Below are 22,829 nucleotides of genomic sequence, written 5' to 3' on the forward strand. Positions count from 1 at the left end.
AGCACGGGACGTCCCGCAAGAGACGGATCCGGCGTCCATGACTGAGGGCCACCGTCCCGCACCGCCGGCACCCTTGCCGCTCCCAGGGCGTCTCGATAGTCATCGTCAGTTCACCGCCCGAGCGGACGACGGCAACCACATGGACGCCGTCCAGATCGACGATCGTGTCCGAGCGCGAGCAGTACGAATCGGACGTGGTGCAGCAGGTCACAGTAGGCTTGGTCAACGTCGAGGTCCTCGTGGAGCAGTGGCTTAGTCACTACTGATCCTGAGGGCCTCGACCTACGTCACCACGGACCCCGTGCGCATCGGCGCGTCACGCTCCTCCCACCGCAACTCTGATGAGCCCTCAATCAGGTGTTCTCCGGCTTCGGCGACCCGGTGATCGTGTTCATCGCAGCACTCTTTGTGGTCAGCGATGGGCTCGATGCCTCCGGGGTGACGGCGTGGGCGGGTCAGCACCTGGTCGAGAAGGCGGGGGACTCCCGGCGCAAGCTGGTTGTGCTCATCATGGGCTTGGTGGCCCTGGTCACCGCGCTGATCAGCGTGAACGGTGCCGTCGCGGCGCTGCTGCCGATGGTGGTGGTGACCGCCGTCCGGCTCAAGCTCAGCCCGTCGCGATTCCTCATCCCGCTCGCCTTCGGCGCACATGCCGGCTCCCTGCTCGTCATGACCGGGACGCCGGTGAACGTGCTGGTCTCGGAGATGGCGGTGTCGGTCGGTGAACGGTCTTTCGGGTTCTTCGAGTTCGCGTTGGTGGGGATCCCGCTCGTCGTCGGGACGATCCTCATCGTCGTGTTCTTCGGCCCGCGCCTGCTCCCCGAGCGGGTGGCCGACTCGATCCCGCGTGACCTGAGCCAGCACGCCCGGACCCTCGAGCTCCAGTACTCCTTGCCCAAGGACATCGACCTGATCAGCCGGGAGGCGGGCGCGACCGAGGTCGTTGTCGCTCCGCGCTCGGACCTGATCGGGCAGTCGGTGTTCCCGGGCATGGTCACAGAGAGCGGCGACCTGGTCATCGCGGCGATCCAGCGCGCCGGCGAGGACCGTGGCCGCACCGTCCTGGTGGCTGGGGACACCCTGCTGCTGCGCGGCTCGTGGGATGCGCTCGACATCAACACGATCGACTCGGACGTGATCGTGGTGGACGCCCCGCAGAAGATCCGCCGCCAGGCGGTGCCCATGGGCCCCAAGGCCAAGGCGGCGCTGGCGATCGTGCTGGGCATGGTCGTGCTGCTCGCCACGGGGCTGGTTCCCGCATCGGTCGCGGCGCTGTTGGCTGCCTGCGCGATGGTCCTGCTGCGGGTCCTGACCGTCTCCGAGGCGCACCGGTCGGTCTCATGGACCACGTTGTTGCTGGTGGGCGGCATGATCCCGCTCTCGGTCGCGATCGAGGTGACGGGCGTCGCGGACGCCATCGCGACGGGCCTGATCGATGTGATCGGCGCGGAACGCCCCCACCTGCTGGTCCTGGGGATCGCGGTCGTCACAGTGGTCCTGGGGCAGCTGATCAGCAACATGGCGACGGCCCTGATCATCGCCCCGATCGCGATCGCGGTCGCGGTCGACGCCGGCATCTCCCCGCTGCCCCTGCTCATGGCTGTGACGGTCGCCGCTGCGGCGTCGTTCCTGACCCCGGTGGCGACGCCAGCCAACACGATGGTGATGGGGCCGGGCGGGTACCGATTCAGCGACTACTGGAAGCTCGGGCTCCCGCTCGCGGTGTTCTTTGTCGCCGTCGCGACCCTCTTGGTCCCGCTCATCTGGCGCTTCTAGGCGACGACATAGGCGCTTCCAGACGGCGCACCAGCGGCACTTCTAGGTGGCGCCGGTGACACTCGCCGATAACGAGAGGCCAATGCGTCAATTCCGCGCCATCGGGTGCGTAGTATCACGCCATACGGCGTGGGTACCAGGGCGCCCAACGTAGTCTGACGACGATTTGAACAGAGCCCTGTCACACCTTGAAAAGGACGGTCCTTCGTGAACTTCTGGAACTTCTTCTGGCTCCTCTTCGTAGCCTTTGCATTCATCGCCTACCTCTCCATCCTGCTCTCGGTCGTCCGCGACATCTTCCGTGACGACAAGCACAGCGGGCTGTGGAAGGCCGTCTGGTTCCTCTTCCTTGTCTTCGTGCCGTTCCTGACCGCCCTGGTCTACCTCATCATCCACTCGCGTGACATGGCCGAGCACCAGGCCAAGGCGCAGGTCAACGCACAGGCCGAGGTGCAGGACTACATCCGCCGCGCCGCCGGACGCAACGCGGCTGGTGAGCTTGCCGAGGCGGCGCAGCTGCTCAAGGACGGCGTCCTCTCCGAGGCGGAGTTCGCCCAGCTCAAGGCCAAGGTGCTCGCCGACGCATCCTGATTGACCAGTCCCCGCCGGCTTGACTGCGTCGGCTCGCACAGAACGAATGGAGCGGAGATGTCTAAGACTCCGGTGGCCGCGGATACGTCCAAGGCAAAGAGATCCCCGCTGCAGGCTGTGCTCGACGGGGTCGAGGCGGTGGGGGACAAGGTTCCTCACCCCGCGATCATCTTCGTCGTCCTCATCGGGATCGTCATGGCGGGCTCGCAGATCTTTGCGTGGACCGGGGCGAGCGTCACGTACGAGAATGCGAACATCGTCACCGACGAGATCGAGACGATCACGGTCTCGGTGCGCAGCCTGCTCGACGCGGACGGCATCAAGTTCATCTTCACCTCGGCGGTGGACAACTTCAACAACTTCGGCGTGGTCGGCGTCATCCTCGTCGCCATGCTCGGTGTGGGTCTCGCCGAAGAGGTCGGGCTCATCTCCGCGATGATCCGCCGTCTGGTGATCCTCACCCACCCCCGCCTGATCACCTTCATGGTGGTCTTCCTCGGTGTGCTGTCCTCGGTCGCGACCGACGCCGGCTATCTCGTGCTCATCCCGCTCGGTGCGGCGATCTTCCACAGCCTTGGCCGCCACCCGCTTGCCGGCCTCGCGGCCGCCTTCGGTGGTGTGGCCGCCGGATTCGGCGTCAACATCCTCATCACGCCCTTCGACGGGATGGTGACCGAGGTCGCCAACGAGGCACTGCACACGGTCAGCCCACTGACCCTGGACGTCACCGCGAACCTCTACTTCGGCATCGTCTCGACCCTCTTCGTGGCGATCGTCTGCACGATCATCACCGACAAGTTTGTCGAGCCGCGCCTGGGCGCCTACGAAGGCGCCCCGCCCGAGCACACCGACGCGCTCGACGACGACGAGAAGCGCGGCCTGAAATTCGCCTTCCGCGCCATGATCGTCTCCGTGCTCGTCCTGCTCGCGCTCGCCCTCCCGACGGGAGCCCCCCTCAAGGGCTCCTTCCTCAGCGCGATCATCTTCGTCGTCATGGCGGTCTTCCTGGCCACAGGTATCGCCTACGGCTACGGTGCCAAGACGATCAAGAGCTCGACGGACATCATCAACCCGATCGTCAAGACGTTCTCTGGCCTGGCCGGGCTGATCTTCCTGCTGCTGATCATCAGCCAGTTCATCGCGTACTTCAACTACTCCAACCTGGCCACGGTCGGCGCGGTGAACATGGCCGACGCGTTGGAGGAGTCCAACGTGTCGAGCTTCTGGCTGCTGCTCGGCTTCGTCGCGATCGTGCTCCTGGTCGATGTCGTGATGCCGGGCGGGCTGCCCGCCTGGGCCATCCTCGCCCCGATCTTCGTGCCGCTGTTCTGGAACCTGGGAGTAGGCCCGGACGTCGTGCTGGCCGCCTACCGCGTGGGCGACTCCCCGATGAACGCGCTCACCCCGCTCATGCCGTACTTCGCGCTGATCGTGACCTTCGCCCAGAAGTACCGCCCCAAGGCCGGCGTGGGCACGATCGTCTCGCTCATGCTGCCGTACTCCACGGTGCTCATCGTCACCTGGACCGCGCTGTTCCTGGCCTGGTTCGGCCTCGGGCTGCCCTTCGGCCCCGGCGACATCCCGCACCCATAGACATCTGTTTAGCCTTGTCAACACAGTGAGGACGATTCGATGACCGCAGGTCAGCACAGGCTCATCCCGGAGACCTTCTCCCCGGCCCCTTCGCGCGAGGTCCTGGAGGGGCTCGTGGTCTCGGTGGTCGAGGCCGTCGGCGCAGACGTCCAGGCCGCCGGGTACCCGGTTGCGATCGGCGGCGCGATCCCCGCCGAGATTGGCCTGGACTGGGCCGAGCTGGGCCACGTCGGCTTCGAGGGCAAGGTCGGTCAGACCTTCGTCCTGGCTCGCCACGACGCCACCTCGGTCGTCGCCGTGGGCATCGGCGAGGCCGATGCCCTCGACGCGGCTGCCCTGCGCGACGTCGCAGCAGCGTTTGCGCGCGCGGCCGCCCGTTACGAGACGGTCGCCCTCGTGCTGCCGGAGGCGCCCGCGGTGCCCCTCGACGTCGTCGGGCAGGTCGTGGTGGAGGGTGCGCTGCTCGCGCGCTACCGCTACAACGCGCTCAAGACGGCACCCAAGGACGTCGCGCTGACGTCCGTGGAGATCGTGGCCACGACCGACCGCCAGGCGGTCGTCACCGGCGCCGAGCGCGGGATGATCATCTCGGCCGCCGCGTCGCTGTCCCGTGACCTGGCGAACACCCCGCCCGGACACCTCACCGCCGCAGACCTGGGCGACCTCGCCCTCGCGATCGGCCCTGAGCACGGCGTCGAGGTGACCACCTTCGACAAGGCGCAGCTCATCGAGCTGGGCTGCGGCGGGCTGCTCGGCGTCAACGCCGGGTCGACCGACGAGCCGCGGATGATCCAGCTGCGCTACACACCCACCGATGCCGACGGCGTCCGGCTCGCCCCGAGCGGGACGCTCGCGCTGGTCGGCAAGGGCATCATGTACGACTCCGGCGGCATCAGCCTCAAGCCGTCCGACCCGATGCACCTGGCCATGAAGATGGACATGTCGGGTGCGGCCGCGGTGCTCGCGGCCCTGACCGCGCTGCGCGGGCTCGGCTGCACCACGGCCGTGACCGCCTTCCTCATGTGCACCGACAACATGCCCTCGGGATCGGCCACCAAGCTCGGCGACGTGCTCACGATCCGCAACGGGACGACCGTCGAGGTCAAGAACACCGACGCCGAGGGCCGCCTGGTCATGTCCGACGCGCTCGTGCTCGCGGCCGAGGAAGCCCCGGACGCGATCATCGACATCGCGACGCTGACCGGCGCCGCCCTCGTGGCGCTGGGGTCGGCGACGGCAGCGGTCCTGGGCAACAACCAAGACCTCATCGACCAGGCACGTGCTGCCTCGGCCACGAGCGACGAGCGGATCTGGCAGCTGCCGCTCGAGCACCGTTACCGCGAGCAGCTCAACTCCGATATCGCCGATATCTCGAACATGGGCGGCAAGTTCGCTGGTGCGACGACGGCGGCGCTCTTCCTCGCGGAGTTCGTCGATGGCATCCCGTGGGCCCACATCGACATCGCGGGGACGATGCAGTCGGACACTGACGACTCGTGGCGTTCGCGCGGGGCGACTGGCTTCGGTGCGCGCCTGCTGATCGACCTGGCACTCAACTTCCGCGTGCCGACCGCCTGAGAGCTCGCAACACAACTGGAGGACCACGATGAACCGACACCATCTCTCCCGGCTGCTACCGCTCGGCGTGGCGGTCGCGCTGATCGCTCTCGCCGGCTGCGGGAGCGACCACCCGGACGACTCCTCCACGAGCGAGACCAGTGCGGCCACCTCGCTCTTCGTCACGGGTCCGCCCGACGGCGTCTCGGTTCCGGCCGATACGGCCGCCGGAGCGGGATGGGCGAAGGACCGCAAGGGCGAGATCTGGGTCCTCACGTACGGGAGCAGCACCAACCCGCGGATCGCCGTGAGCGCGACCGCAGACGGCCAGACCGTGACCGTCGTGATCGCCGAGGCATACCCGGGGAAGCCGGCGACTGCCGACTTCGTCCCGTCGACGTCATACGTCGCGGTGCCCGAGAGCGTGGACAGCGAGACCCCGGTCACCGTCGTGCTGGGTGATCTGGGCACCGCTGAGATCAAGGACCTCGCGAGGCCCGGTTGGGTCCTGAGCGGCTCCTGAGGCACGACGACGGCCCACCGGATTTTTCCGGTGGGCCGTCGTCGTGCACTGGGAAGGGCTGGATCAGCCCATGTGGACGACGTCGGGTGAGTCGAGGAGGTCCTTCTTGGTCACCTTGATGAGGAAGAAGGAGATCGGCGCAGCGCACAGGATGAGCGCTCCAGCCCATACGAAGGCCACCGAGTATCCGTCCACGAGCGCCTCGAGGGGCTCGGCGCCGGCGGCGACCGAGGTTGTGACCGCAGCGGCGTAGAACGCGGTGATCAGCGCGGTGCCGATCGAGCCGCCGATCTGCTGGGCGGAGGAGACCGCGGCGCTCGCGACGCCGGCGTCGTGCTCGTCCACCCCGGACAGGGCGACGTTCTGCAGCGGCACGAAGAGGCACGCGAGGCCCATGCCGAGCATGATGACGCCGGGCAGCACCTGGGTCGCGTAGCTGCCGTCCACGGTCACGAAGGTGGCCAGGTAGAACAGGCCTGCGGCCGCGATGATCGGCCCGACGGTCATCGGCAGACGCGCGCCCACCTGCGGGAGGACCTTGGACAGGATCGGCGCGCAGATCATGATGGTCACGGTCATCGGCAGCGAGGCGACGCCGGCCATGATCGGGCTGTAGGCCAGGACGATCTGGAAGTAGAACGTCAGGAACAGCAGGCCGCCGAGCAGTGCGGCACCGACCAGCATGGCGACCAGGAACGCGCCGCCGCGGGTCTTGTGCGCCACGACCCGCAGCGGGAGCAGCGGGTGGTTCGTGCGAGCCTCGACCCACACGAAGACGAGGAGCAGCACGACGCCGAGCGCGAGGAAGCCGAGCGTCTCGGCGCGCACCCAGCCGTTCTCGGCCTGGGCGAAGCCGAAGACGAGGGACGCCAGCCCGGCGACCACGAGGATCGTGCCGGGGAGGTCGTAGCGGGTGTCGCCGTGTGCGCGGCTCTCGCGGATGAGCGGCCAGCCGGCGATCACCGCGACCGCGGCGATCGGGATGTTGACGAGCAGGCACCAGTGCCACGAGGCATATTCGGTGAGCACACCGCCCAGGAGCAGGCCGATCGCGGCACCTCCGCCGGCGATCGCGCCGAAGACTGCGAAGGCCTTGATCCGGTCCTTGCCCGAGGGGAAGGTGATCGTGAGGATCGCCAGCGCGGCGGGAGCCAGCAGGGCGGCGAAGGCGCCCTGCAGCCCGCGGGCGGCGAGCAGCATCTCGGTCGAGGTGGCGAGGCCGCCGATCCCGGAGGCGACGGCGAAGCCGATCATGCCGAGCATGAAGGTGCGCTTGCGGCCCCAGTAGTCGGCGATCCGCCCGCCGAGCAGCAGCAGGGAGCCGAAGGCGAGGGCGTAGATGGTGACGACCCACGTGCGGTCGCCGTCGGACATGCCGAGGTCGATCTGGGCGGCTGGGAGGGCGATGTTCACGATGGTCCCGTCGAGGACGACCATGAGCTGGGTGAGAGAGATGACGGCGAGGAGCCACCAGCGGCGCGGGTGGTTGGCCGGGTGATCGGCCGCCTCGAGGGGCGATAGAGGTGCTGCTGAAGTCATGAAGTCGATAATCCTTTACGGAACGAACTAGTTGGTTGGGTTAGAATAACAGCATGAGGATCGACGGCAAGGCCACCAAGGCGCGGATCCTCGATGCCGCGCGCATCGAGTTCGCCGAGCACGGGCTCGCCGGGGCGAGGGTCGACCGTATCGCCGCGGCAGCGCACGCCAACAAGGAGCGGCTCTACGCCTACTTCGGGGACAAGCGTTCTCTCTTCCTGGCGACGATCGAGGAGAACATCGACATGCTCGCCGACGCCATCATCTTCACCCCGGAAGACCTTCCGGGCTTCGCCGGAGCAGTCTTCGACCACGTCAGCGCGCACCCCGAGCACGCCAGGATACTCTCCTGGGCGCGGTTGGAGGGGGAGGGGGATGCGATCGCAGCGGCCAAGCGCATACTTCAGGGCCGCGACGGGCACACGGTCGCGGCGGCGCAGGCCGACGGCGCCGTCGACCCTCGCTGGCACGAGGACGACCTGATCACGATGCTGTTTGCGGTCGCGACGGGCTGGGAGCAGACTCCCGGACTGTTCGCGAGCGAGGGCAGCGGCGACAGCGACATTCGGGCCCGCCGCCGCGAGGGCGTCGTCCTGGCTGCCTGCAAGATGGTCGCGCCGTAGCGCCAGCCCCCGCTCCTGAATGAGAAGAACCCCCGGTCCGTAGGACCGGGGGTTCTTCTCATTAGCTCGTCGGGGTGACAGGATTTGAACCTGCGACCTCGTCGTCCCGAACGACGCGCGCTACCAAGCTGCGCCACACCCCGAGCTGCTTCAGCGCGCACGCCATGACTTCGACGTGTGTGTTGGAGCCTGATCAGAATAGCGGACAACGGGCCCCACACGAAACTGGCTGGTCCGTGTCGGTGCGCCCGGCAGGTCAGCGGCGGGCCGCAGGTGGGTCAGCGCGCCGTCAGAGTGAGCAGCGTCGCCTCGGGGCGACAGGCGAAGCGGACCGGGGCGTAGGGAGAGGTGCCCAGCCCGGCGCACACGTGCATCCAGGTCGACCCGTTCCCGCCGGGGGCGTCCGGGCGCGGCCCGGGCCAGCCGTGCAGGCCTTTGGCCCGCTTGCGGTCGAGGTCGCAGTTCGTCACGAGGGCGCCGTAGAACGGCACGCAGAGCTGCCCGCCGTGGGTGTGCCCGGCAAGGATGAGGTCGGAGCCGTCGTCGTGCATCTGGTCGAGGACGCGTGTGTACGGGGCGTGCGTGACACCCAGGTGCAGATCGATCGCCGGGCCCGACGGCGCGGCCCCGCCGGACAGTGCGGCCGGGAACTCGTCCCGGTCCAGGTGTGGGTCGTCGACTCCGACGAGGGAGATCCGGCGGCCGTCGGCCATCACGGTGTCGCGGCGGTTGGTGAGGTCCTTCCAGCCCGCCGCGGTCATGGTCGCCGCAAGCTCTGCTGCTGGGAGTGGTACGGGCTCGACCGACCGGGCCACCCTGGCGTCGACCCGGAGGTAGCGGGTCGGGTTCTTGAAGGACGGCCCGTAGTAGTCGTTGGACCCCATGACGAAGGCCCCGGGGAACTCGAGCAACGGCGCGAGGGCGAACTCGAGGAAGGGCAGCACGTCGACGTGCGCCATGTTGTCGCCGGTGTCGACCACGAGGTCCGGCTGGAGGTCTGCCAGGGACCGGACCCAGGCGATCTTCGACTCCTGCGACGGGGTCAGGTGCAGGTCGGAGATGTGCAGCACCCGCAGGTCCGGTTGCCCCGGCGGGAGCACGGGGACGGTCACCTCACGCAGGGTGAACATCGAGGTCTCCAGGTGGGCCCAGGCGAGCGCACCGACCCCGGCCGCCGCACCGAGACCCAGTGCGGTCAGCAGGGCACGCGGCATCAGTTGTTGTTCCCGTGGTTCCCGCGGTTCCCCTGGCCGGATGCATCAGCCGGCGGCGCGGCAGGATCAGCCGGCGGTGCCGCCGGGTCGGCCGGCGGGGCTGTGGTCGCGTTGGGGTCGACCGGGGGCACGATCACGGGCAGCTTGCCCAGCTGGGCTTCGGCGATGTCCGGGAAGCCGATGTCGGGCGTGCCTTCCAGGACCGTGTCCATGTACCGCTTCCAGGTGGGGGCGGCGATCGAGGAGCCGTAGACGTAGGAATAGGGCTTCCCTGCGATCGTGATGTGCTGCATCGGGACCTTGCGGTTGGGGTTACCCATCCAGTACGCGGTCGACAGCGCGGGGGTGTAGCCGACGAACCACGCACTGCCGTTGTCGTTGGTCGTCCCTGTTTTGCCTGCGGCCGTGTGGCTGGCCAGGACCGAGGCCTTCGCGCCGCCCTGGGGGGAGAGCACCTGCTGGAGCGCGTAGTTCACGGCGTTGACCGTTGCGGTGTCCAGGACCGGCTTGCAGTTGGCCTGGGGGACCGCGTGGTCGGAGCCGTCGGCGTTCGTCACGGATGCGATCGCGACGGGATCGCAGTATGTCCCGCCCGCGGCGAAGGTCGCGTAGGCGCTCGCCATGGACAACGGAGTGGTGTACTGCGTTCCCAGAACCATGCTCATCACTGTCTCGACGGGGGCGCCGTTCGCAGCCCGGAATCCGACCGCGTCGGCCATCTCGGCGATGTTGCACAGGGAGAGCTTGCTCTCCATCGACGCGAAGGCCGTGTTGATCGAGAGCGCCGTGGCCTGCAGCACCGTGCGCATGCCCTTGCCCACGCCGTCGGAGTTGCGCGGCGTCCACGGGTCGGTCCCGGCGAGATTCATACACGACTTGGGTGTGCCAGTGAAGTTGGCGGCCGTCCAGGTCTGCTGGCTCGCGTTGACCGTCTCGCGGAGGGTGTGGCCCGAGTGGAGCCACTCGGCCAGCACGAAGGCCTTGAAGGTCGACCCGGCCTGGAAGCCGTTTGACCCGCCGTGCTTCGCATCGGTGTTGTAGTTGACGAAGGTCGAGCCGGCCGGAGCGGGCTCGGCGGTCGAGAAGTCGCGGTTCTGCGCCATGGCGAGGATCTTCCCGGTCCCGGGCTCGACGCTGACCATCGCGTTGGCGATCCCGTTCGGGTCGTCGACGGGGACCGCGGTGCGCAGCTCGGTGTCGGCCACGGCCTGCTTTCCCAGGTCGATCGTCGTGACGATCGTCAGGCCACCACGTTCGAGCAGATCCCTGCGCGCCGTTTCGGTGTCGCCGAAGGCTGGGTCCTGCAGGATCACCTTGGTGACGTAGTCGCAGAAGTACGCCGCTCCGGCTGCCGCGACGCAGCCTCGGTTGATCGGCTGGACGTTGAGGGTGTCGACCAGGGGGGTCGCGCGAGCCGTCTCGTACTCCTCCTTGGTGATGTACCCCTCCTTGTACATGTTGGCGAGCACCACATTGCGACGGCGCTCAGAGGCGGCCGGGTCGTTCGTGGGATCGAAGGCCGTGGGGCGCTGGGTGATCCCGGCGATCGTGGCGGCCTCGACGATGGACAGGTCCGCAGCCGACTTGCCGAAGTACCGCTTGGCCGCGGCCTCGACGCCGTTGACGTTGAGCCCGAACTGGGCGATGTTGAGGTAGCCGGCGAGGATGTCTTCCTTGCTCATCCGCTTCTCGAGGGAGATCGCCAGCTTGGCCTCGCGCAGCTTGCGGTCCATCGTGCTTTCTTGGGCCTCGGCAACGCCTGCCTTGTCGCCGGCGGAGTTGGCCTTCTCGATGAGCACGTTCTTGACGTACTGCTGGGTCAGGGTCGACGCGCCCTGCTGGCCGGTGCCCTTCTTGATCTGGTTCATCACCGCGGCGCGGGTCATGCCCTTGGGGTCGATCCCGCCGTGGGAGAAGAACCGGCGGTCCTCGGTCGCGATCACCGCGTTCTGCAGGTAAGGGGAGATGCTTGCGAGCGGAACGACCTCCCGGTTCTCCACGTAGAACGTCGCGAGCAACGTCGTGCCGTCGTTGGCGTAGATGTAGGAGGCCTCCGCGAGCGCCCCCGGCTCGAGGTCGGTCGGCAGGTCGTAGAAGGCCTGGGTGGTCCCCTTCGCGACTGCGCTCGCTCCCGCGGCGACGGGGATCACCAGTCCCGCGGTGAGGACCCCACCGACGCCGGCGAGCATGACGAAGGTCAGCAGCAGCGCCATCGCCTGGAAGACGTTGACCGAGTGCCGGGAACGGGTTGCCGGAGCCCCGGAAGACAGCGGTGTGTCCTCGCCGAGCGCAGAGTTTTCCATGAAGACAGAGTACGGGAGCGGTTTGTGACAAGGCAGGCGGGACCTGGTGTGACGGTGGGTAGATTGTGTGAGCGTGAGACGGGGACTGCCGGGGCGCAGCACGACGTACTACCCTCAGGGCATGGCACAGACGTGGGAGTACTCGACAGTTCCGCTCATGATTCACGCGACCAAGCAGATCCTCGACATGTGGGGATCGGACGGCTGGGAGCTCGTCCAGATCGTGGCCGGCCCGGACGGAAACGGCCTCGTGGCGTACCTCAAGCGGCCCACGGGCGAGGGCGCATGAGCTCGATCGCGGCCCGCCTGGCGGAGCTCGGCATCGTGCTGCCCGGCGTGGCAGCACCCGTTGCCGCCTACGTCCCGGCCGTGCGGACCGGGCGACACGTGTGGACCTCGGGCCAGCTGCCCTTCGTCGACGGTCGCCTGGGCGTCACCGGAAAGGTGGGCGACGGTGAGGGGTTGGTGTCGACCGAGGTCGCCGCGGGCCTGGCCCGCACGGCGGTCCTCAACGCCCTCGCGGCCGTCGCGGCCGAGATCGGTTCCCTCGACAAGGTCACCCGGATCGTCAAGGTCACCGGCTTCGTGGCAAGCGACCCGTCGTTCACGGGTCAGCCCGCAGTGATCAACGGCGCGAGCCTCGTGCTCAAGGAGATCTTCGGAGCAGCCGGGGTGCACGCCCGCAGTGCGGTCGGGGTCGCGGTCCTGCCTCTGGACTCTCCGGTCGAGGTCGAGCTGGTCGTCGAGGTCGCAGAGGGCTGACGCGGCGGCGTCGGGCAGGAAGCTCCGCACACATGAGAAGAGGCGGCGTACCCGGATCGGGTACGCCGCCTCTTCTCATGTGCAAAATGGGCGGCTAGCGGGCGCGGCGTTCCAGACGGTCGATGTCGAGGAGGACGACGGCGCGTCCCTCGCGGCGGACCCAGCCGCGTCCGGCGAAGTCGGCCAGGGCCTTGTTCACGGTCTCCCGGGACGCGCCGACAAGCTGGGCGAGCTCCTCCTGGGTGAGGTCGTGGGCGACGCGGATGCCCTCGTCGACCTGCTCGCCGAAGCGGGTGGACAGGTCGAGCAGCGCCTTGGCGACCCGGCCGGGGACGTCGGAGAACACGAGGTCGGCGAGGGCCTCGTTGGTGCGGCGCAGACGGCGGGCCAACGCGGTGAGCAGGTGCTTGGCCACGCCGGGGTTCTCCTCGAGCGCAGCGACCAGGGCCGAGTGGCCTAGCTCGTAGACGACCGAGTCGGAGACGGCGCTCGCGCCGAGGGACCGGGGGCCCGGGTCGAAGAGGGAGAGCTCGCCGAACATCTCGCCGGGGCCGAGCACCGCGATGAGGTTCTCGCGGCCGTCACCGGAGCTGCGGCCGAGCTTGATCTTGCCCTCACGGATCACGTAGAGACGGTCACCGGGCTGCCCCTCGGTGAAGAGCACATCGCCGCGCGCCAGCTCGACCTTGGTCATCGAGGCCAGGAGCGCGCGGGTCTCGGTCTCTTCCATGGTGGCAAAAAGGGGTGCGGAGAGCACTACATCGTCGTTGTCCACGTGGAACGTCCTTCACGGAGTAGCTGGAGTTCTAGCGCATCACAGTCTGCCTTATGTGCGCTGACTCACGGTACATTGCACGGCCCCGTTGGTCGTACCGCCGCGCTAGGGCGCGGCCGAGAGGTGGAGGGCGCGGAAGTCGGGGTCCTGGCACAGGCGTTCCACGAGTGCGTCGGTGGCGATCATGAGAGCGCGTCGGACCGCGGCCTCGTACGTTGCGAGGGACTCCTCGGCTGTGCGCAGCCGCGGCAGGTCAGTTACCAGCATGGCAGCCCCGGGCGCCTGGGCGATGCCCATAAGGACATTGTGGCTGACGGCCGGCGAGCTCGTGCCGAGGGCTGCGGCGTGCTGGCCCAGACGATCAGGCAGCACGGCGCGCGCTACTGTGAGGTCGAGTCGGGCTCGGACCAGACGGCGCCAGTGCGCGATCTGGGTGATCTCGTGCCGCAGGCTCGCGCAGGCCAGGCGAAGGTCGTCGGCGCCCATCGCGTGGATCGACCGTGGTGTGGGAGTCACGTGGGGGTACCCCTCTCGACATGCCTTTTCGGTACCATGTTTTTCGGCAGCAGTCCGTGGTTTCTTTAGCAACCATGCGCAGGTGGAGGCGGCAGTGGAGGCGGTAAGAGCGGTGCGGTCGGGCAAGACCGCGAGCGTCCCGGCGCGGGACGCCCCCGAGGTGGCGCTCGTGCGTCGTGCCCGGCGGATCGACCGTGAGCTCGCGAAGGTCTACCCGGATGCCCACTGCGAGCTGGACTTCACCACGCCGCTTGAGCTCCTGGTCGCGACAGTGCTGTCCGCCCAGTGCACCGACAAGAGGGTCAACCTGGTCACCCCAGCGCTGTTTGCCCGCTACCCCGACGCGCAGGCCTACGCCGCCGCAGACCCGTCCGACCTGGAGGAGGCGATCCGCTCGACCGGGTTCTTCCGACCCAAGGCGCGGGCCCTCGGCGGGATCGGCGTGGCGCTCGTCGACCGCCACGACGGCCAGGTGCCGACCACCCTCGAGGAGCTTGTGAGCCTGCCCGGGGTGGGCCGCAAGACGGCCAACGTGGTGCTCGGTGATGCCTTCGGTGTTCCGGGGATCACCGTGGACACCCACCTCGGGCGGCTGGTGCGCCGGTGGGGCTGGACCGTGAACGAGGACCCTGTGCGGGTCGAGCACGAGGTCGGCGCGCTCATCGAGCGCAAGGAATGGACGCAGTTCTCCCACCGGACGATCTTCCACGGGCGCCGGGTCTGCTTCGCCCGCCGGCCTGCCTGCGGGGCCTGCCCGATCGCCCGGCTGTGCCCCTCGGTGGGGATCGGGGAGATGGACCCGGTCGCCGCGGCCGCGCTGGTCAAGACCAGCTGAGCAGTGCGCCGGCTGATCAGTTCAGCCGGCCGAGCCGGGAGGGCTCAGAGCGAGCCGAGCCAGTCCAACAGGAGCGAGTTCACCATCTCGGGTGCCTCTTCGGGGAGGAAGTGGCCCGCCCCGGCGACCATCTCGAAGCGTAGGTTCCGGCACAGCGCGGAGCTGTCGACGTCGGCCAGGGCTGGGCGCACGATCGTGTCCAAGGCACCCTGGATCTGCAGCGCGGGGATGGCGACCGGGGTCCGCACAGCCGAGAGGAAGCGGCGGCCACTGACCGACGGCATGGCGCGGGAGTACCACCGGACGGCCTCGAGGGCGCTGTGCGCGGCGAACGGCACCCGCATCGCGTTGGCGTAGGTCTCCACGACGTCGTCGGGCCAGACGAATGCCGGACGGGTCCGCAGGATCTGACCGAGCAGGCCCGCCTGGGTGAGGCTGCGCTCGGGAAGGTTGGGGAGCTGGAGGTAGGCCAGACGGCTCAGCGCAGTGCGGGTCAGTGCCGTGCGCAGCGGCACGTGCATCCGGGCCGGGTGCGGGGAGGAGATGGCCGCGACCGCCTCGGTGAGCGCGGGCTGCAGGGCAGCCATCGACCAGGCGACCGCACCGCCGAGGCCATGCCCGACGACGATCGCCCGGTCCGCTCCCAGGGAGCGGATCACCCCGGCCGCGTCCCGGGTGCGGGTAGGCAGGTCGTAGCCGAGCGGCGGTTTGTCGGACGCGCCGGTCCCGCGCAGGTCCATCGCCGCGACCCGGTACCCGGCCTCGCCCAGCGCCGTGATCTGGTGGCGCCAGGCCCACCAGAACTGCGGGAAGGAGTGCAGCAGCATGATCAGCGGTGCGGAGGCGTCGGACGGGCCGCTCAGGGCGACGTGGAACCGCGCACCGTTCGCCGGGACGAACTCGTGGTGCCAGTCGCCAGGGATCAGAACGTCGGTGAAATCAGTTGTCACGCTGGCGAACCTACCGGAGCGGTCGAGGCATCGCCCAGCCCGTCGGTCGTGATCGCGCCCGTACCGGTTGCCGCGACGCCTGCGGCAGCCCCCACAGCCTCAGCGGCCTGAGCAGCCCGGCGGTCCTTGAGCGGGTCGAAGCGGTAACCGACGTTGCGGACCGTGCCGATGAGCTGGTCGTACTCCGGCCCGAGCTTCGCGCGCAGGCGCCGGACGTGGACGTCGACGGTCCGGGTGCCCCCGTAGTAGTCGTAGCCCCAGACCTCCTGGAGCAGTTGCGCGCGGGTGAACACCCGGCCAGGGTGCTGCACGAGGTACTTGAGGAGCTCGAACTCCTTGTAGGTGAGGTCAAGGGGGTTCCCGCGCAGACGGGCGGTATAGCCGGAAGCATCGATCATCAGCTCGCCCGAGGAGATCTCCTCGGGCTGATCGCCCGATCCGTTGTGGGAGCTGCGCTCGCGGGCCAGCCGCAGTCGCGCCTCGACTTCGGCGGGAGTCGCGTTCTCGAGCAAGAGGTCGTCCGCGCCCCACTCGGCCGTGACGACCATGAGCCCACCCTCGGTGAGGATGAGGATCAACGGCACGGTCAGGCCGGTCGCGCGCAACAGGCGGCAGGTCGTACGCGCGCCGGCCAGGTCGCGGCGGGCGTCGAGCAGCACGACGTCCGAATCAGGGGCGTCGACCAGTGCGGACGGTTCCATCGGGAGGACCCGGATGCGGTGCGTGAGCAGACCCAAGGCCGGGAGGACCTGCGCCGACCCGCCTGCGGAGGGTGTCAGCAGCAAAAGCTCGGCCACGATTCCCACCTTCTCTCAGACTGGCGCTCACGGTACCGCGACCAGACAGATGCTGGATGACCCGACCGGATGGTGGCGAGCTGTCGGGCACGATTGTTCCACGTCGCACGCGGCAGTTGGGGGACGGTGGGGTCCGTCTGGGACACTCTCTGGTGTGAACCTCTCTACGCGCGCCGTCGCCTCCGCCTGCGCTGCCGCTGCGATCGCCGGCGGCGCGTACCTCGGCGCAGTGCCGTTGCTCGTAGTCCTCGGGGCGCTCGTAGTCCTCTTCGCCGCCGGATGGGCGCCGCTGCTAGGGCTGCCGGTGCCTGGTGGGACGTTCTTCGTCGTCGTGCTCCCCGGGCTGGGTGCGCTGGCCGCGGCGCAGGTGACCCAGAGCGAGCCGTGGCTGGCCAACCTCCCGCTCGTCGTCGCGATGGGTGTCCTGCTGGCCTTCATCAACGAGCTGCTGCGCGGGGACGGACGCGAACGTCTTGTCGAGTCCCTCGTGGGCGGCGTCAGCGGCATGGTCGTCGCGGTGAGCGCGGCGGGCTGGATCAGCGCGTACAAGACCGATGACGGCATGTCGCTCGTCGTGCTGAGCGCCGTGTCGCTCGCGGCGGCGTCGGCGGCGTCAGCCGCACGTCTGCATGGCTGGCTGACCCTCGTAGCGACGATCGTCGGCTCCGTGGTGGTGGCCATCGCGGTTGCCCTGGTCATGCCCGACCTCGCGTGGCTCGACGGCCTGTGGACGGGGCTCGTCGCGGGGGCCCTCATCGGGTCGCTCCAGCTGCTCTTCGACAAGCTGCCCGAGCTGCGCCGCCCGCGCGCCGCGCTCGCCGCGATCGTGCTGCCGGTCGCGGTCGGTGGAATCCTCGTCTACGTCGTCGGCCGAATTCTCGTCGGCTGACCGGCGCTGGACTGCGCCAGAGTAGACCGGCGTCAGTAGACGAGTGCCTGCGTCCCCGGTGCCATGATCTCCTCGACGAACTTCGGCGCACCGGCGATGCGGACGCCGGGCAGCAGATCCGCCTGGGTCAGCCCACGCCGCACGGCGCACTGCGTGCAGACCGTGAGCGTGCCGGCCTCGATGATCGCCTCGATGAGCTCGGCCATCGGCGCCGCGTGCTCGAGCACCAGGTCGCCCGCCCGGCCCGGGACGGCGAAGAACGTGGAGTCGCCGGTCAACCACAGGCTCACCTCGACGCCGGCCGCGAGGGCCGTCGCAGCCACCGTGAAGGCCTGGTTGGTCGTCTCGGGCGCCCCGGCCCCCGCGGTCGACTTGATGACCAGGCGTTGTGATGGAGTCGATGAAGGTGCACTCATGCGGTCAGAGTAGCGCGACGTAGGATGCTGGCATGGATGTTGATGTTCTCGAGATGATCTTCCTCGGCCTGCTCGTGGCGGCCACCGTGACGATCACCTGGTTCGCCGGGTTTGTCGTCTACAAGCTCTTCAAGGGCCAGCGTTAGTCATGGCGTTCGCCTTCCCGGAGGGGCTCGCCCCGGAGGTCTACCCGCTGGCCTGGCTCGTGGGGTCCTGGCGCGGGGAGGGCGTGATCTCCTACCCGGGGATCGATGACGCCCCCTTCGTCCAGGACGTGACCTTCGACCACGACGGCGGGCCGTACCTGCGGTACGAGTCGACGATCCGGCTGCTCGAGCCGTCCGTCCCCGAGACCGTCCCGGCCGAGTGGGCCGACGCCGCCGAGAAGGCGAGCGACGCACCCGAGGCTGCCGCGTCGTCGGGCAGCGCGAACGGCGGCGTGACGCCGGAGCTGACGATCTGGTCGACGGAGACCGGGTACTGGCGGATTCCCCCCGAGCGCCCGGACGATCTGCCCGAGGGCAAGACGCCGCTCGAGGTGCTGCTCGCCGACCCGGCGGGCCGGGTGACGCTCTACGTCGGCGCCATCGGCGACGCGCGGGTGGATCTGGTCAGCGACCTCATGGCCCGCACGGCAAGCTCGGTCGAGGTGACCGCCTCGAGCCGGCTGTACGGCCTGGTCGAGGGCGACCTCATGTGGGTGTGGGAGCTGGCCGCCTTCGGCCACCCCCTGCAGTCCTACGCCTCCGCACGGCTCACCCGATTGGACGGCTGACATGCCCGGACCCAGCCCCATCCTCGCTCGCCACGGCGCCGTCGCGGCCTCGGCCGCAGGCATCGACGCCGGCGTGGCCTGGCACTACGGCGACCCTACGGCTGAACAGCGCGCCCTGGAACGCCACGGCGCCTTCGTCGACCTCTCCCACTACGGCGTGGTCACTGTCACCGGCCCGGACCGGTTGACCTGGCTCAACTCGATCACCTCCCAGGACCTCACGACGCTCGGCGTCCGGGAGTCGACCGAGACGCTCGTGCTGTCCCCGCACGGCCACATCGAGCACGCCGCCGGCGTGGTCGATGACGGGGAGACCACCTGGCTGCTGACCGAGGGCAGCCACGCGGGCGACCTCGCCGCCTGGTTGACCAAGATGAAGTTCATGATGGCCGTCGTCATCACCGACGCGACCGAGCAGTGGGCCGTCATCGGGGAACCGGTCGACGCCGAGGGCACCGACGACGAGCCGATCACCTGGCGCGACCCGTGGCCGCGCACCCTGCCTGGCGGCACCCGTTACGGCCTGCCCGACGACGAACACCCCGGCAGCGAGCGTCCGTGGCGCCTCGTCGTGGTTCCGCGCCCGTCCCTGCCCGACGCCGTCGCCGCCCGTGAGGCGGCTGGCTGGCGGCTCGCCGGGACGTGGGCGAGCGAGGCACTGCGGATCGCGGCCTGGCGGCCGCGGCTGGCGACCGAGGTCGACCACAAGACCATCCCGCACGAGCTCGACTGGCTGCGCACCGCGGTCCACCTGCACAAGGGCTGCTACCGCGGGCAGGAGACGGTCGCCCGCGTGCACAACATGGGACGCCCGCCCCGGCGTCTGGTCATGGCGCACCTGGACGGGTCGGGACACCTCACACCCGAGGTCGGCGCCGAGGTCAGCGCCCAGGAGCGGGTCGTGGGGAAGGTCACCTCGGTCGCGCGCCACCACGAGCTCGGTCCGATCGCGCTCGCCGTGATCAAGCGCAGTGCCCCCACCGACGTCGACCTGCTGGTGGCCTGCGACGGCGGCGACGTCGCCGCAGGCCAGGAGGTCGTCGTGCCCGGGGAAGGCGTGTCGGTGGACCGCCCGGCCCCGCGCGGGCCGGTCGCCCGTGGCCTGAACCCGCGGTGACCACGGCCGGGCAGGGCCGGCAGGGTAGGAGCGCTCGCGACGGTCGGTCCATGGAGGACTCCTTCGTCATGTCGCAGCTGTCCCGTGCGGGAGTGCAGGTGCGCAGCCGGGTCCGCCAGGGCAGCACCCGGGTGAGGGCCGGGTTCTGGCCGATCATCGTGGTGGCGGTCGCGGCCAGCGTGTCCTACGGGCTGTCGCTGCAGGTCCTCGGCCACGCCTACCCCTTCTTCGCTCCCGTATGCGTTTGGATCTGCCTCGGCTTCACGACCGACCGCAGCATGCGCCGGGTCGCCGAGCTGGGCATCGGCGTCACCGTGGGTGTCGGCCTGGGCGAGCTCATCGTCCGAGCGATCGGTGCGGGAGCCCTGCAGATCGGGCTCGTGCTCGCGCTCTCCGCCCTTCTCGCCCGGTTCATCGACCGCGGAGCGCTGCTCACCACCCAGGCGGGTGTCCAGGCCATCGTCATCGTCGGGCTTCCGCTCGCCTCGACCGGGGGCGGGTTCGGGCGCTGGACCGACGCCCTCATCGGCGCGGCGGTCGCCTTCCTCGTCGCCGCCTTCACCCCGGGTGACCTGCGCCGCCAGCCGCGACGGATCGGCGGCGAGGGGCTCGTCGAGCTGGCCCGCACCCTCGAGGCGGTGGCCAACGGTGTGCGCAGCGGGCTGCCCGCCGACCGCGAGGCGGCCTTGCTGCGCGGTCGCGCGAGCGAACCGGCCCTCGACGAGTGGCAGTCGGTGACCCGCGAGGCCCTCGAGAACTCCCGGATCACGGCGAACGGACGCAAGTACCGCGCCGAGCTCGTGGAGATCGGGCGCAGCGCGATTCTGGTCGACCGCACGATGCGGACCGTCCGGGTGATCGCCCGGCGCGCACTGTCCCTGCCCACGGGGCAGGCCGTCGAGCACCTCGCCGTACTGCTCGACGATCTGGCAGCCGCAGCGCGCGAGCTCGCCGAGGCGGTCGCCGCGGGCAAGGACACCAAGTCCGCCCGCGCGCACATTCTCCAGATCGCCGCCTCGGCGGACCCGGGGGCGCTGGGCAGCAGCGACTGGCAGGTGCAGTCGCTCATCCTCATCCTGCGGTCGGCGATCGTCGACCTGCACGAGGCGTCCGGCGCCAGCCCAGAGGAGGCACGTGCCGCGCTCGCTCCGATGTGACCGGCCCGCTGCCCTAGGCTGTGGGACATGTTCGCCTCGCTGCAGCAGTTCCTGCTGGCCCTGATCACCGTCGTCCTCCTGGCTGTCGAGGTGTATTCCCTGGTCGATGCCCTCCGCCGCCCCGCCGCGGCGTTCGTGAGCGCTGGCAAGCGCACCAAGAACTTCTGGTCCGCGCTCCTGGCGATCGCCGCGGTGCTCGGCTTCATCGGCCTCACTCCCCCGCTCGGCGGCGGGTTCTTGGGCCTGGCGGTCCTCTTCGCCGTCATCCCAGCGATGATCTACCTCTCCGACGTCCGGCCGGCGCTCGGTGGCCGCCGCCGCCCGCGCGGGGGCGGGCCCTCCGGTTCCCGCGGGGGGTGGTGACATGCGCGCCGTCGTGCAGCGCGCCTCCCGCGCCAGCGTCACGGTCGCCGGCGACGTGCTCGCCTCCTTCGACGGCCCGGGCCTTGTGGCCCTAGTCGGGGTCACGCACGACGACGGCGCGGAGCAGGTCGCCGCGATCGCCCGCAAGATCGCCGAGCTGCGGCTCTTCGCGGCGCCTGCCGACGGGTCCTCCGGGGTCGGTGAGCTCAGCGCCCTCGACATCGGCGCTCACATCATCGTCGTGAGCCAGTTCACGCTCTACGCCGACACGAAGAAGGGTCGTCGACCGTCGTGGAACGGGGCGGCTCCGGGGTCGGTCGCCGAGCCGCTGGTCGACGCTGTCGTGGCGGACCTGCGCGGACGCGGGCTGAGCGTGGGGACCGGGCGTTTCGGGGCGGACATGCAGGTGGAGCTTGTCAACGACGGGCCTGTGACGATCATCCTCGACGCATGAGCGGGGGAGGCGTTCTGCGCGTGGGGCTGGTCATCGACGACTCTCTCGACCGGCCCGACGGCGTCCAGCAGCACGTGCTGACCCTCGGGGCGTGGCTGACCGGGCAGGGGCACGAGGTGCACTACCTCTCGAGCACAACCGTGAGGACCGACCTGGCGAACATGCACTCCCTGGCGCGCAACCTCCGGCTGAAGTTCAACGGGAACCGGCTCGGCATCCCGCTGCCGGCGCCCGCCCGCCCGATCACCGCGCTGCTGGGCTCGGTGGACTTCGACGTGCTGCACATCAACATGCCCTACAGCCCGCTGCTCGCCGGCCGGGTGATCACCCGCGCGCGCCCCGGCACCCGGGTGGTGGGAACCTTCCACATCCTGCCGTGGACCCGGCTGACCCGGTGGGGCACCCGGCTGCTCGGGCTCGTCCAGCGCCGCCAGCTGCGCCGCTTCACCCGCGTCATCGCGGTGTCCGCGCCCGCGGCGGTCTTCGCCGCGGACGCCCTCGGGGTCGCCCCGATCGTCATCGGCAACCCGGTGGATGTTGCGCGGTTCGCGCAGGCGCGGGACGTGGAGCTCGCGCGGGAGGGCGCTGCGAACGAGGCGGCACCCGTGCGGATCGTGTTCCTTGGTCGGTTGGTCGAGCGGAAGGGGGCCGGTGAGCTGCTGCGCGCCGTCGCGTCGATGCGCGCCCTCACCCAGACGCCGGTCCAGGTGGTCCTCGGCGGCACCGGACCGCTGCGGGAAGAGCTGGAGACCTTCGTCGGAGGGCATGGCCTGGCCGACTGCGTCGAGTTCATCGGCTACGTCACCGAGGAGGACAAGGCCGCGCTGCTCGCCGGGGCGGACGTCGTCGCGCTGCCGTCCACGGGCGGGGAGAGCTTCGGCATCTCGGTCGTCGAGGCGCTCGCCGCGAGTCGCGGGGTTGTGCTCGCGGGGGACAACCCCGGCTACCGCACGGTCATGGAGGGCCTTGAGGACCAGCTGATCGACGCGACCGACACTCCCGCCTTCGCCACCCTGCTCACCCGCTATGTGGACGACGCCGCGGCGCGCACGCAGGCGAGCGCGCGTCAGGTGGTCCACGCCGGGCGCTTCGACGTGAACGTCATCGGGGCGCAGGTGCTTGGGGTGTATCGGGGCTGAACGCGAGCCCCGGACGATCAGCTCAACTTCGTCGGGAGCAGGAAAGACGCCAAAGGTGAGTACCCCGTCGGGCCGCTCGCCGCGCTCGCAGCGGGTCGGACCCGGATCTGGCAGCGCCCTCGCCCAAGAGGTGTCGACGGGGAGGGACGGCGATTGAGGTCAGAT

General features: G+C 69.6%; 24 protein-coding genes, 1 tRNA gene and 1 pseudogene. 16 read left to right on the forward strand and 10 right to left on the reverse strand.

The window, feature by feature from the left end:
- Positions 1–226, reverse strand: a pseudogene (locus BLQ50_RS18870) (hypothetical protein); the annotation flags it as partial.
- 131 nt (positions 227–357) lie between these two features.
- Between BLQ50_RS18870 and BLQ50_RS14440 the strand changes: the two are divergent.
- From BLQ50_RS14440 to BLQ50_RS14460, 5 genes are all read left to right on the forward strand, one after another.
- Entirely contained in the window at positions 358–1,776 is a 1,419-nt protein-coding gene (locus BLQ50_RS14440; RefSeq protein ID WP_093185071.1) for an SLC13 family permease, read from the forward strand.
- 207 nt (positions 1,777–1,983) lie between these two features.
- A complete protein-coding gene (locus BLQ50_RS14445) occupies positions 1,984–2,367 on the forward strand; it encodes an SHOCT domain-containing protein (RefSeq protein ID WP_093185073.1) in 384 nt (127 codons plus the stop codon).
- 57 nt (positions 2,368–2,424) lie between these two features.
- Entirely contained in the window at positions 2,425–3,960 is a 1,536-nt protein-coding gene (locus tag BLQ50_RS14450) for an AbgT family transporter (protein WP_093185076.1), read from the forward strand.
- A gap of 39 nt (positions 3,961–3,999) precedes the next feature.
- Positions 4,000–5,538 (forward strand): leucyl aminopeptidase, encoded by a 1,539-nt coding sequence (locus tag BLQ50_RS14455; protein ID WP_093185078.1) that lies wholly within the window; start codon positions 4,000–4,002, stop codon positions 5,536–5,538.
- A gap of 28 nt (positions 5,539–5,566) precedes the next feature.
- Positions 5,567–6,040, forward strand: coding sequence for a hypothetical protein (locus tag BLQ50_RS14460; protein ID WP_093185081.1), 474 nt, complete (start codon positions 5,567–5,569; stop codon positions 6,038–6,040).
- A gap of 63 nt (positions 6,041–6,103) precedes the next feature.
- On the opposite strand, the gene BLQ50_RS14465 is transcribed toward BLQ50_RS14460, so the two are convergent.
- On the reverse strand, positions 6,104–7,579 hold the full coding sequence (locus tag BLQ50_RS14465) for an MFS transporter (protein WP_093185083.1): 1,476 nt from the start codon (positions 7,577–7,579) through the stop codon (positions 6,104–6,106).
- Positions 7,580–7,632: 53 nt separating this feature from the next.
- On the opposite strand from BLQ50_RS14465, the gene BLQ50_RS14470 reads away from it, so the two are divergent.
- Entirely contained in the window at positions 7,633–8,202 is a 570-nt protein-coding gene (locus BLQ50_RS14470) for a TetR/AcrR family transcriptional regulator (RefSeq protein ID WP_093185086.1), read from the forward strand.
- A gap of 69 nt (positions 8,203–8,271) precedes the next feature.
- Here BLQ50_RS14470 and BLQ50_RS14475 read toward each other — a convergent pair.
- The 3 genes from BLQ50_RS14475 to BLQ50_RS14485 all read right to left on the reverse strand — a co-directional run bounded on the left by BLQ50_RS14475 (position 8,272) and on the right by BLQ50_RS14485 (position 11,719).
- Positions 8,272–8,345 (reverse strand) — tRNA-Pro (locus BLQ50_RS14475).
- A gap of 135 nt (positions 8,346–8,480) precedes the next feature.
- Entirely contained in the window at positions 8,481–9,416 is a 936-nt protein-coding gene (locus BLQ50_RS14480; RefSeq protein ID WP_093185088.1) for a metallophosphoesterase, read from the reverse strand.
- Positions 9,416–11,719, reverse strand: coding sequence for a transglycosylase domain-containing protein (locus tag BLQ50_RS14485; RefSeq protein ID WP_093185091.1), 2,304 nt, complete (start codon positions 11,717–11,719; stop codon positions 9,416–9,418). Before BLQ50_RS14485 ends, BLQ50_RS14480 begins: the two co-directional genes overlap by 1 nt.
- A gap of 121 nt (positions 11,720–11,840) precedes the next feature.
- Here BLQ50_RS14485 and sp36 point away from each other — a divergent pair, with 121 nt between their 5' ends.
- Positions 11,841–12,008 carry a Sp36 family protein gene (sp36, locus tag BLQ50_RS14490; protein WP_093185093.1) on the forward strand — a complete coding sequence of 56 codons (168 nt, stop codon included), beginning with the start codon at positions 11,841–11,843 and terminating at the stop codon, positions 12,006–12,008.
- Positions 12,005–12,481, forward strand: coding sequence for a RidA family protein (locus BLQ50_RS14495; protein ID WP_093185096.1), 477 nt, complete (start codon positions 12,005–12,007; stop codon positions 12,479–12,481). The genes sp36 and BLQ50_RS14495 overlap by 4 nt, the downstream gene beginning before the upstream one ends.
- A gap of 94 nt (positions 12,482–12,575) precedes the next feature.
- Here the strand turns inward: BLQ50_RS14495 and BLQ50_RS14500 are convergent, their stop codons facing one another.
- Together BLQ50_RS14500 and BLQ50_RS14505 are read right to left on the reverse strand one after the other, a co-directional pair.
- The gene (locus BLQ50_RS14500; protein WP_093185523.1) at positions 12,576–13,211 is read right to left on the reverse strand and encodes a Crp/Fnr family transcriptional regulator; all 636 of its coding nucleotides are present in this window, start codon (positions 13,209–13,211) and stop codon (positions 12,576–12,578) included.
- A 150-nt stretch (positions 13,212–13,361) separates the two neighbouring features.
- Positions 13,362–13,772, reverse strand: a complete 411-nt coding sequence (locus BLQ50_RS14505) for a hypothetical protein (protein ID WP_139185843.1) — start codon at positions 13,770–13,772, stop codon at positions 13,362–13,364.
- 112 nt (positions 13,773–13,884) lie between these two features.
- Here BLQ50_RS14505 and nth point away from each other — a divergent pair, with 112 nt between their 5' ends.
- A complete protein-coding gene (gene nth / locus BLQ50_RS14510) occupies positions 13,885–14,607 on the forward strand; it encodes an endonuclease III (RefSeq protein WP_093185101.1) in 723 nt (240 codons plus the stop codon).
- A 44-nt stretch (positions 14,608–14,651) separates the two neighbouring features.
- Here nth and BLQ50_RS14515 read toward each other — a convergent pair whose 3' ends face one another.
- Both BLQ50_RS14515 and BLQ50_RS14520 read right to left on the reverse strand, forming a co-directional pair.
- On the reverse strand, positions 14,652–15,557 hold the full coding sequence (locus tag BLQ50_RS14515; protein ID WP_093185103.1) for an alpha/beta fold hydrolase: 906 nt from the start codon (positions 15,555–15,557) through the stop codon (positions 14,652–14,654).
- A complete protein-coding gene (locus BLQ50_RS14520; protein WP_245701259.1) occupies positions 15,554–16,354 on the reverse strand; it encodes a response regulator transcription factor in 801 nt (266 codons plus the stop codon). Before BLQ50_RS14520 ends, BLQ50_RS14515 begins: the two co-directional genes overlap by 4 nt.
- Positions 16,355–16,508: 154 nt before the next feature.
- On the opposite strand from BLQ50_RS14520, the gene BLQ50_RS14525 reads away from it, so the two are divergent.
- Complete coding sequence (locus BLQ50_RS14525; protein WP_093185106.1) at positions 16,509–17,243, forward strand: hypothetical protein; 735 nt, start codon at positions 16,509–16,511, stop codon at positions 17,241–17,243.
- Positions 17,244–17,275: 32 nt separating this feature from the next.
- On the opposite strand, the gene BLQ50_RS14530 is transcribed toward BLQ50_RS14525, so the two are convergent.
- Complete coding sequence (locus BLQ50_RS14530; protein WP_093185108.1) at positions 17,276–17,659, reverse strand: DsrE family protein; 384 nt, start codon at positions 17,657–17,659, stop codon at positions 17,276–17,278.
- Positions 17,660–17,807: 148 nt separating this feature from the next.
- Here BLQ50_RS14530 and BLQ50_RS14535 point away from each other — a divergent pair, with 148 nt between their 5' ends.
- Genes BLQ50_RS14535 through BLQ50_RS14560 form a run of 6 tightly spaced genes read left to right on the forward strand, consistent with a single transcriptional unit; the run spans position 17,808 to position 22,664 of the window.
- Positions 17,808–18,434 carry a heme-binding beta-barrel domain-containing protein gene (locus BLQ50_RS14535; RefSeq protein WP_093185111.1) on the forward strand — a complete coding sequence of 209 codons (627 nt, stop codon included), beginning with the start codon at positions 17,808–17,810 and terminating at the stop codon, positions 18,432–18,434.
- Position 18,435: 1 nt separating this feature from the next.
- Entirely contained in the window at positions 18,436–19,551 is a 1,116-nt protein-coding gene (gene ygfZ, locus BLQ50_RS14540; RefSeq protein ID WP_093185115.1) for a CAF17-like 4Fe-4S cluster assembly/insertion protein YgfZ, read from the forward strand.
- Positions 19,552–19,601: 50 nt separating this feature from the next.
- Positions 19,602–20,708: an FUSC family protein gene (locus BLQ50_RS14545; RefSeq protein WP_245701261.1), complete on the forward strand. Its 1,107-nt coding sequence runs from the start codon at positions 19,602–19,604 to the stop codon at positions 20,706–20,708.
- Positions 20,709–20,735: 27 nt separating this feature from the next.
- Positions 20,736–21,071: a DUF2516 family protein gene (locus BLQ50_RS14550; RefSeq protein WP_093185117.1), complete on the forward strand. Its 336-nt coding sequence runs from the start codon at positions 20,736–20,738 to the stop codon at positions 21,069–21,071.
- Between the two features lies 1 nt (position 21,072).
- On the forward strand, positions 21,073–21,525 hold the full coding sequence (gene dtd / locus BLQ50_RS14555; RefSeq protein ID WP_093185529.1) for a D-aminoacyl-tRNA deacylase: 453 nt from the start codon (positions 21,073–21,075) through the stop codon (positions 21,523–21,525).
- Positions 21,522–22,664 (forward strand): glycosyltransferase family 4 protein, encoded by a 1,143-nt coding sequence (locus BLQ50_RS14560; RefSeq protein ID WP_093185120.1) that lies wholly within the window; start codon positions 21,522–21,524, stop codon positions 22,662–22,664. Before dtd ends, BLQ50_RS14560 begins: the two co-directional genes overlap by 4 nt.
- Positions 22,665–22,829: the final 165 nt, after the last annotated feature.

The sequence above is a fragment of the Sanguibacter gelidistatuariae genome, assembly GCF_900096585.1.
GTDB lineage: Bacteria > Actinomycetota > Actinomycetes > Actinomycetales > Cellulomonadaceae > Sanguibacter > Sanguibacter gelidistatuariae.

Excerpts from the sequence above, each read along its gene's own strand:
- BLQ50_RS14450 (WP_093185076.1), top strand. The coding sequence starts at position 2,425 with ATGTCTAAGACTCCGGTGGCCGCGGATACGTCCAAGGCAAAGAGATCC.
- BLQ50_RS14455 (WP_093185078.1), top strand. The coding sequence starts at position 4,000 with ATGACCGCAGGTCAGCACAGGCTCATCCCGGAGACCTTCTCCCCGGCC.
- BLQ50_RS14460 (WP_093185081.1), top strand. The coding sequence starts at position 5,567 with ATGAACCGACACCATCTCTCCCGGCTGCTACCGCTCGGCGTGGCGGTC.
- BLQ50_RS14465 (WP_093185083.1), bottom strand. The coding sequence starts at position 7,579 with ATGACTTCAGCAGCACCTCTATCGCCCCTCGAGGCGGCCGATCACCCG.
- BLQ50_RS14470 (WP_093185086.1), top strand. The coding sequence starts at position 7,633 with ATGAGGATCGACGGCAAGGCCACCAAGGCGCGGATCCTCGATGCCGCG.
- BLQ50_RS14480 (WP_093185088.1), bottom strand. The coding sequence starts at position 9,416 with ATGCCGCGTGCCCTGCTGACCGCACTGGGTCTCGGTGCGGCGGCCGGG.
- BLQ50_RS14485 (WP_093185091.1), bottom strand. The coding sequence starts at position 11,719 with ATGGAAAACTCTGCGCTCGGCGAGGACACACCGCTGTCTTCCGGGGCT.
- sp36 (WP_093185093.1), top strand. The coding sequence starts at position 11,841 with ATGGCACAGACGTGGGAGTACTCGACAGTTCCGCTCATGATTCACGCG.
- BLQ50_RS14495 (WP_093185096.1), top strand. The coding sequence starts at position 12,005 with ATGAGCTCGATCGCGGCCCGCCTGGCGGAGCTCGGCATCGTGCTGCCC.
- BLQ50_RS14500 (WP_093185523.1), bottom strand. The coding sequence starts at position 13,211 with ATGGAAGAGACCGAGACCCGCGCGCTCCTGGCCTCGATGACCAAGGTC.
- BLQ50_RS14530 (WP_093185108.1), bottom strand. The coding sequence starts at position 17,659 with ATGAGTGCACCTTCATCGACTCCATCACAACGCCTGGTCATCAAGTCG.
- BLQ50_RS14535 (WP_093185111.1), top strand. The coding sequence starts at position 17,808 with ATGGCGTTCGCCTTCCCGGAGGGGCTCGCCCCGGAGGTCTACCCGCTG.
- ygfZ (WP_093185115.1), top strand. The coding sequence starts at position 18,436 with ATGCCCGGACCCAGCCCCATCCTCGCTCGCCACGGCGCCGTCGCGGCC.
- BLQ50_RS14545 (WP_245701261.1), top strand. The coding sequence starts at position 19,602 with ATGGAGGACTCCTTCGTCATGTCGCAGCTGTCCCGTGCGGGAGTGCAG.
- BLQ50_RS14550 (WP_093185117.1), top strand. The coding sequence starts at position 20,736 with ATGTTCGCCTCGCTGCAGCAGTTCCTGCTGGCCCTGATCACCGTCGTC.
- dtd (WP_093185529.1), top strand. The coding sequence starts at position 21,073 with ATGCGCGCCGTCGTGCAGCGCGCCTCCCGCGCCAGCGTCACGGTCGCC.
- BLQ50_RS14560 (WP_093185120.1), top strand. The coding sequence starts at position 21,522 with ATGAGCGGGGGAGGCGTTCTGCGCGTGGGGCTGGTCATCGACGACTCT.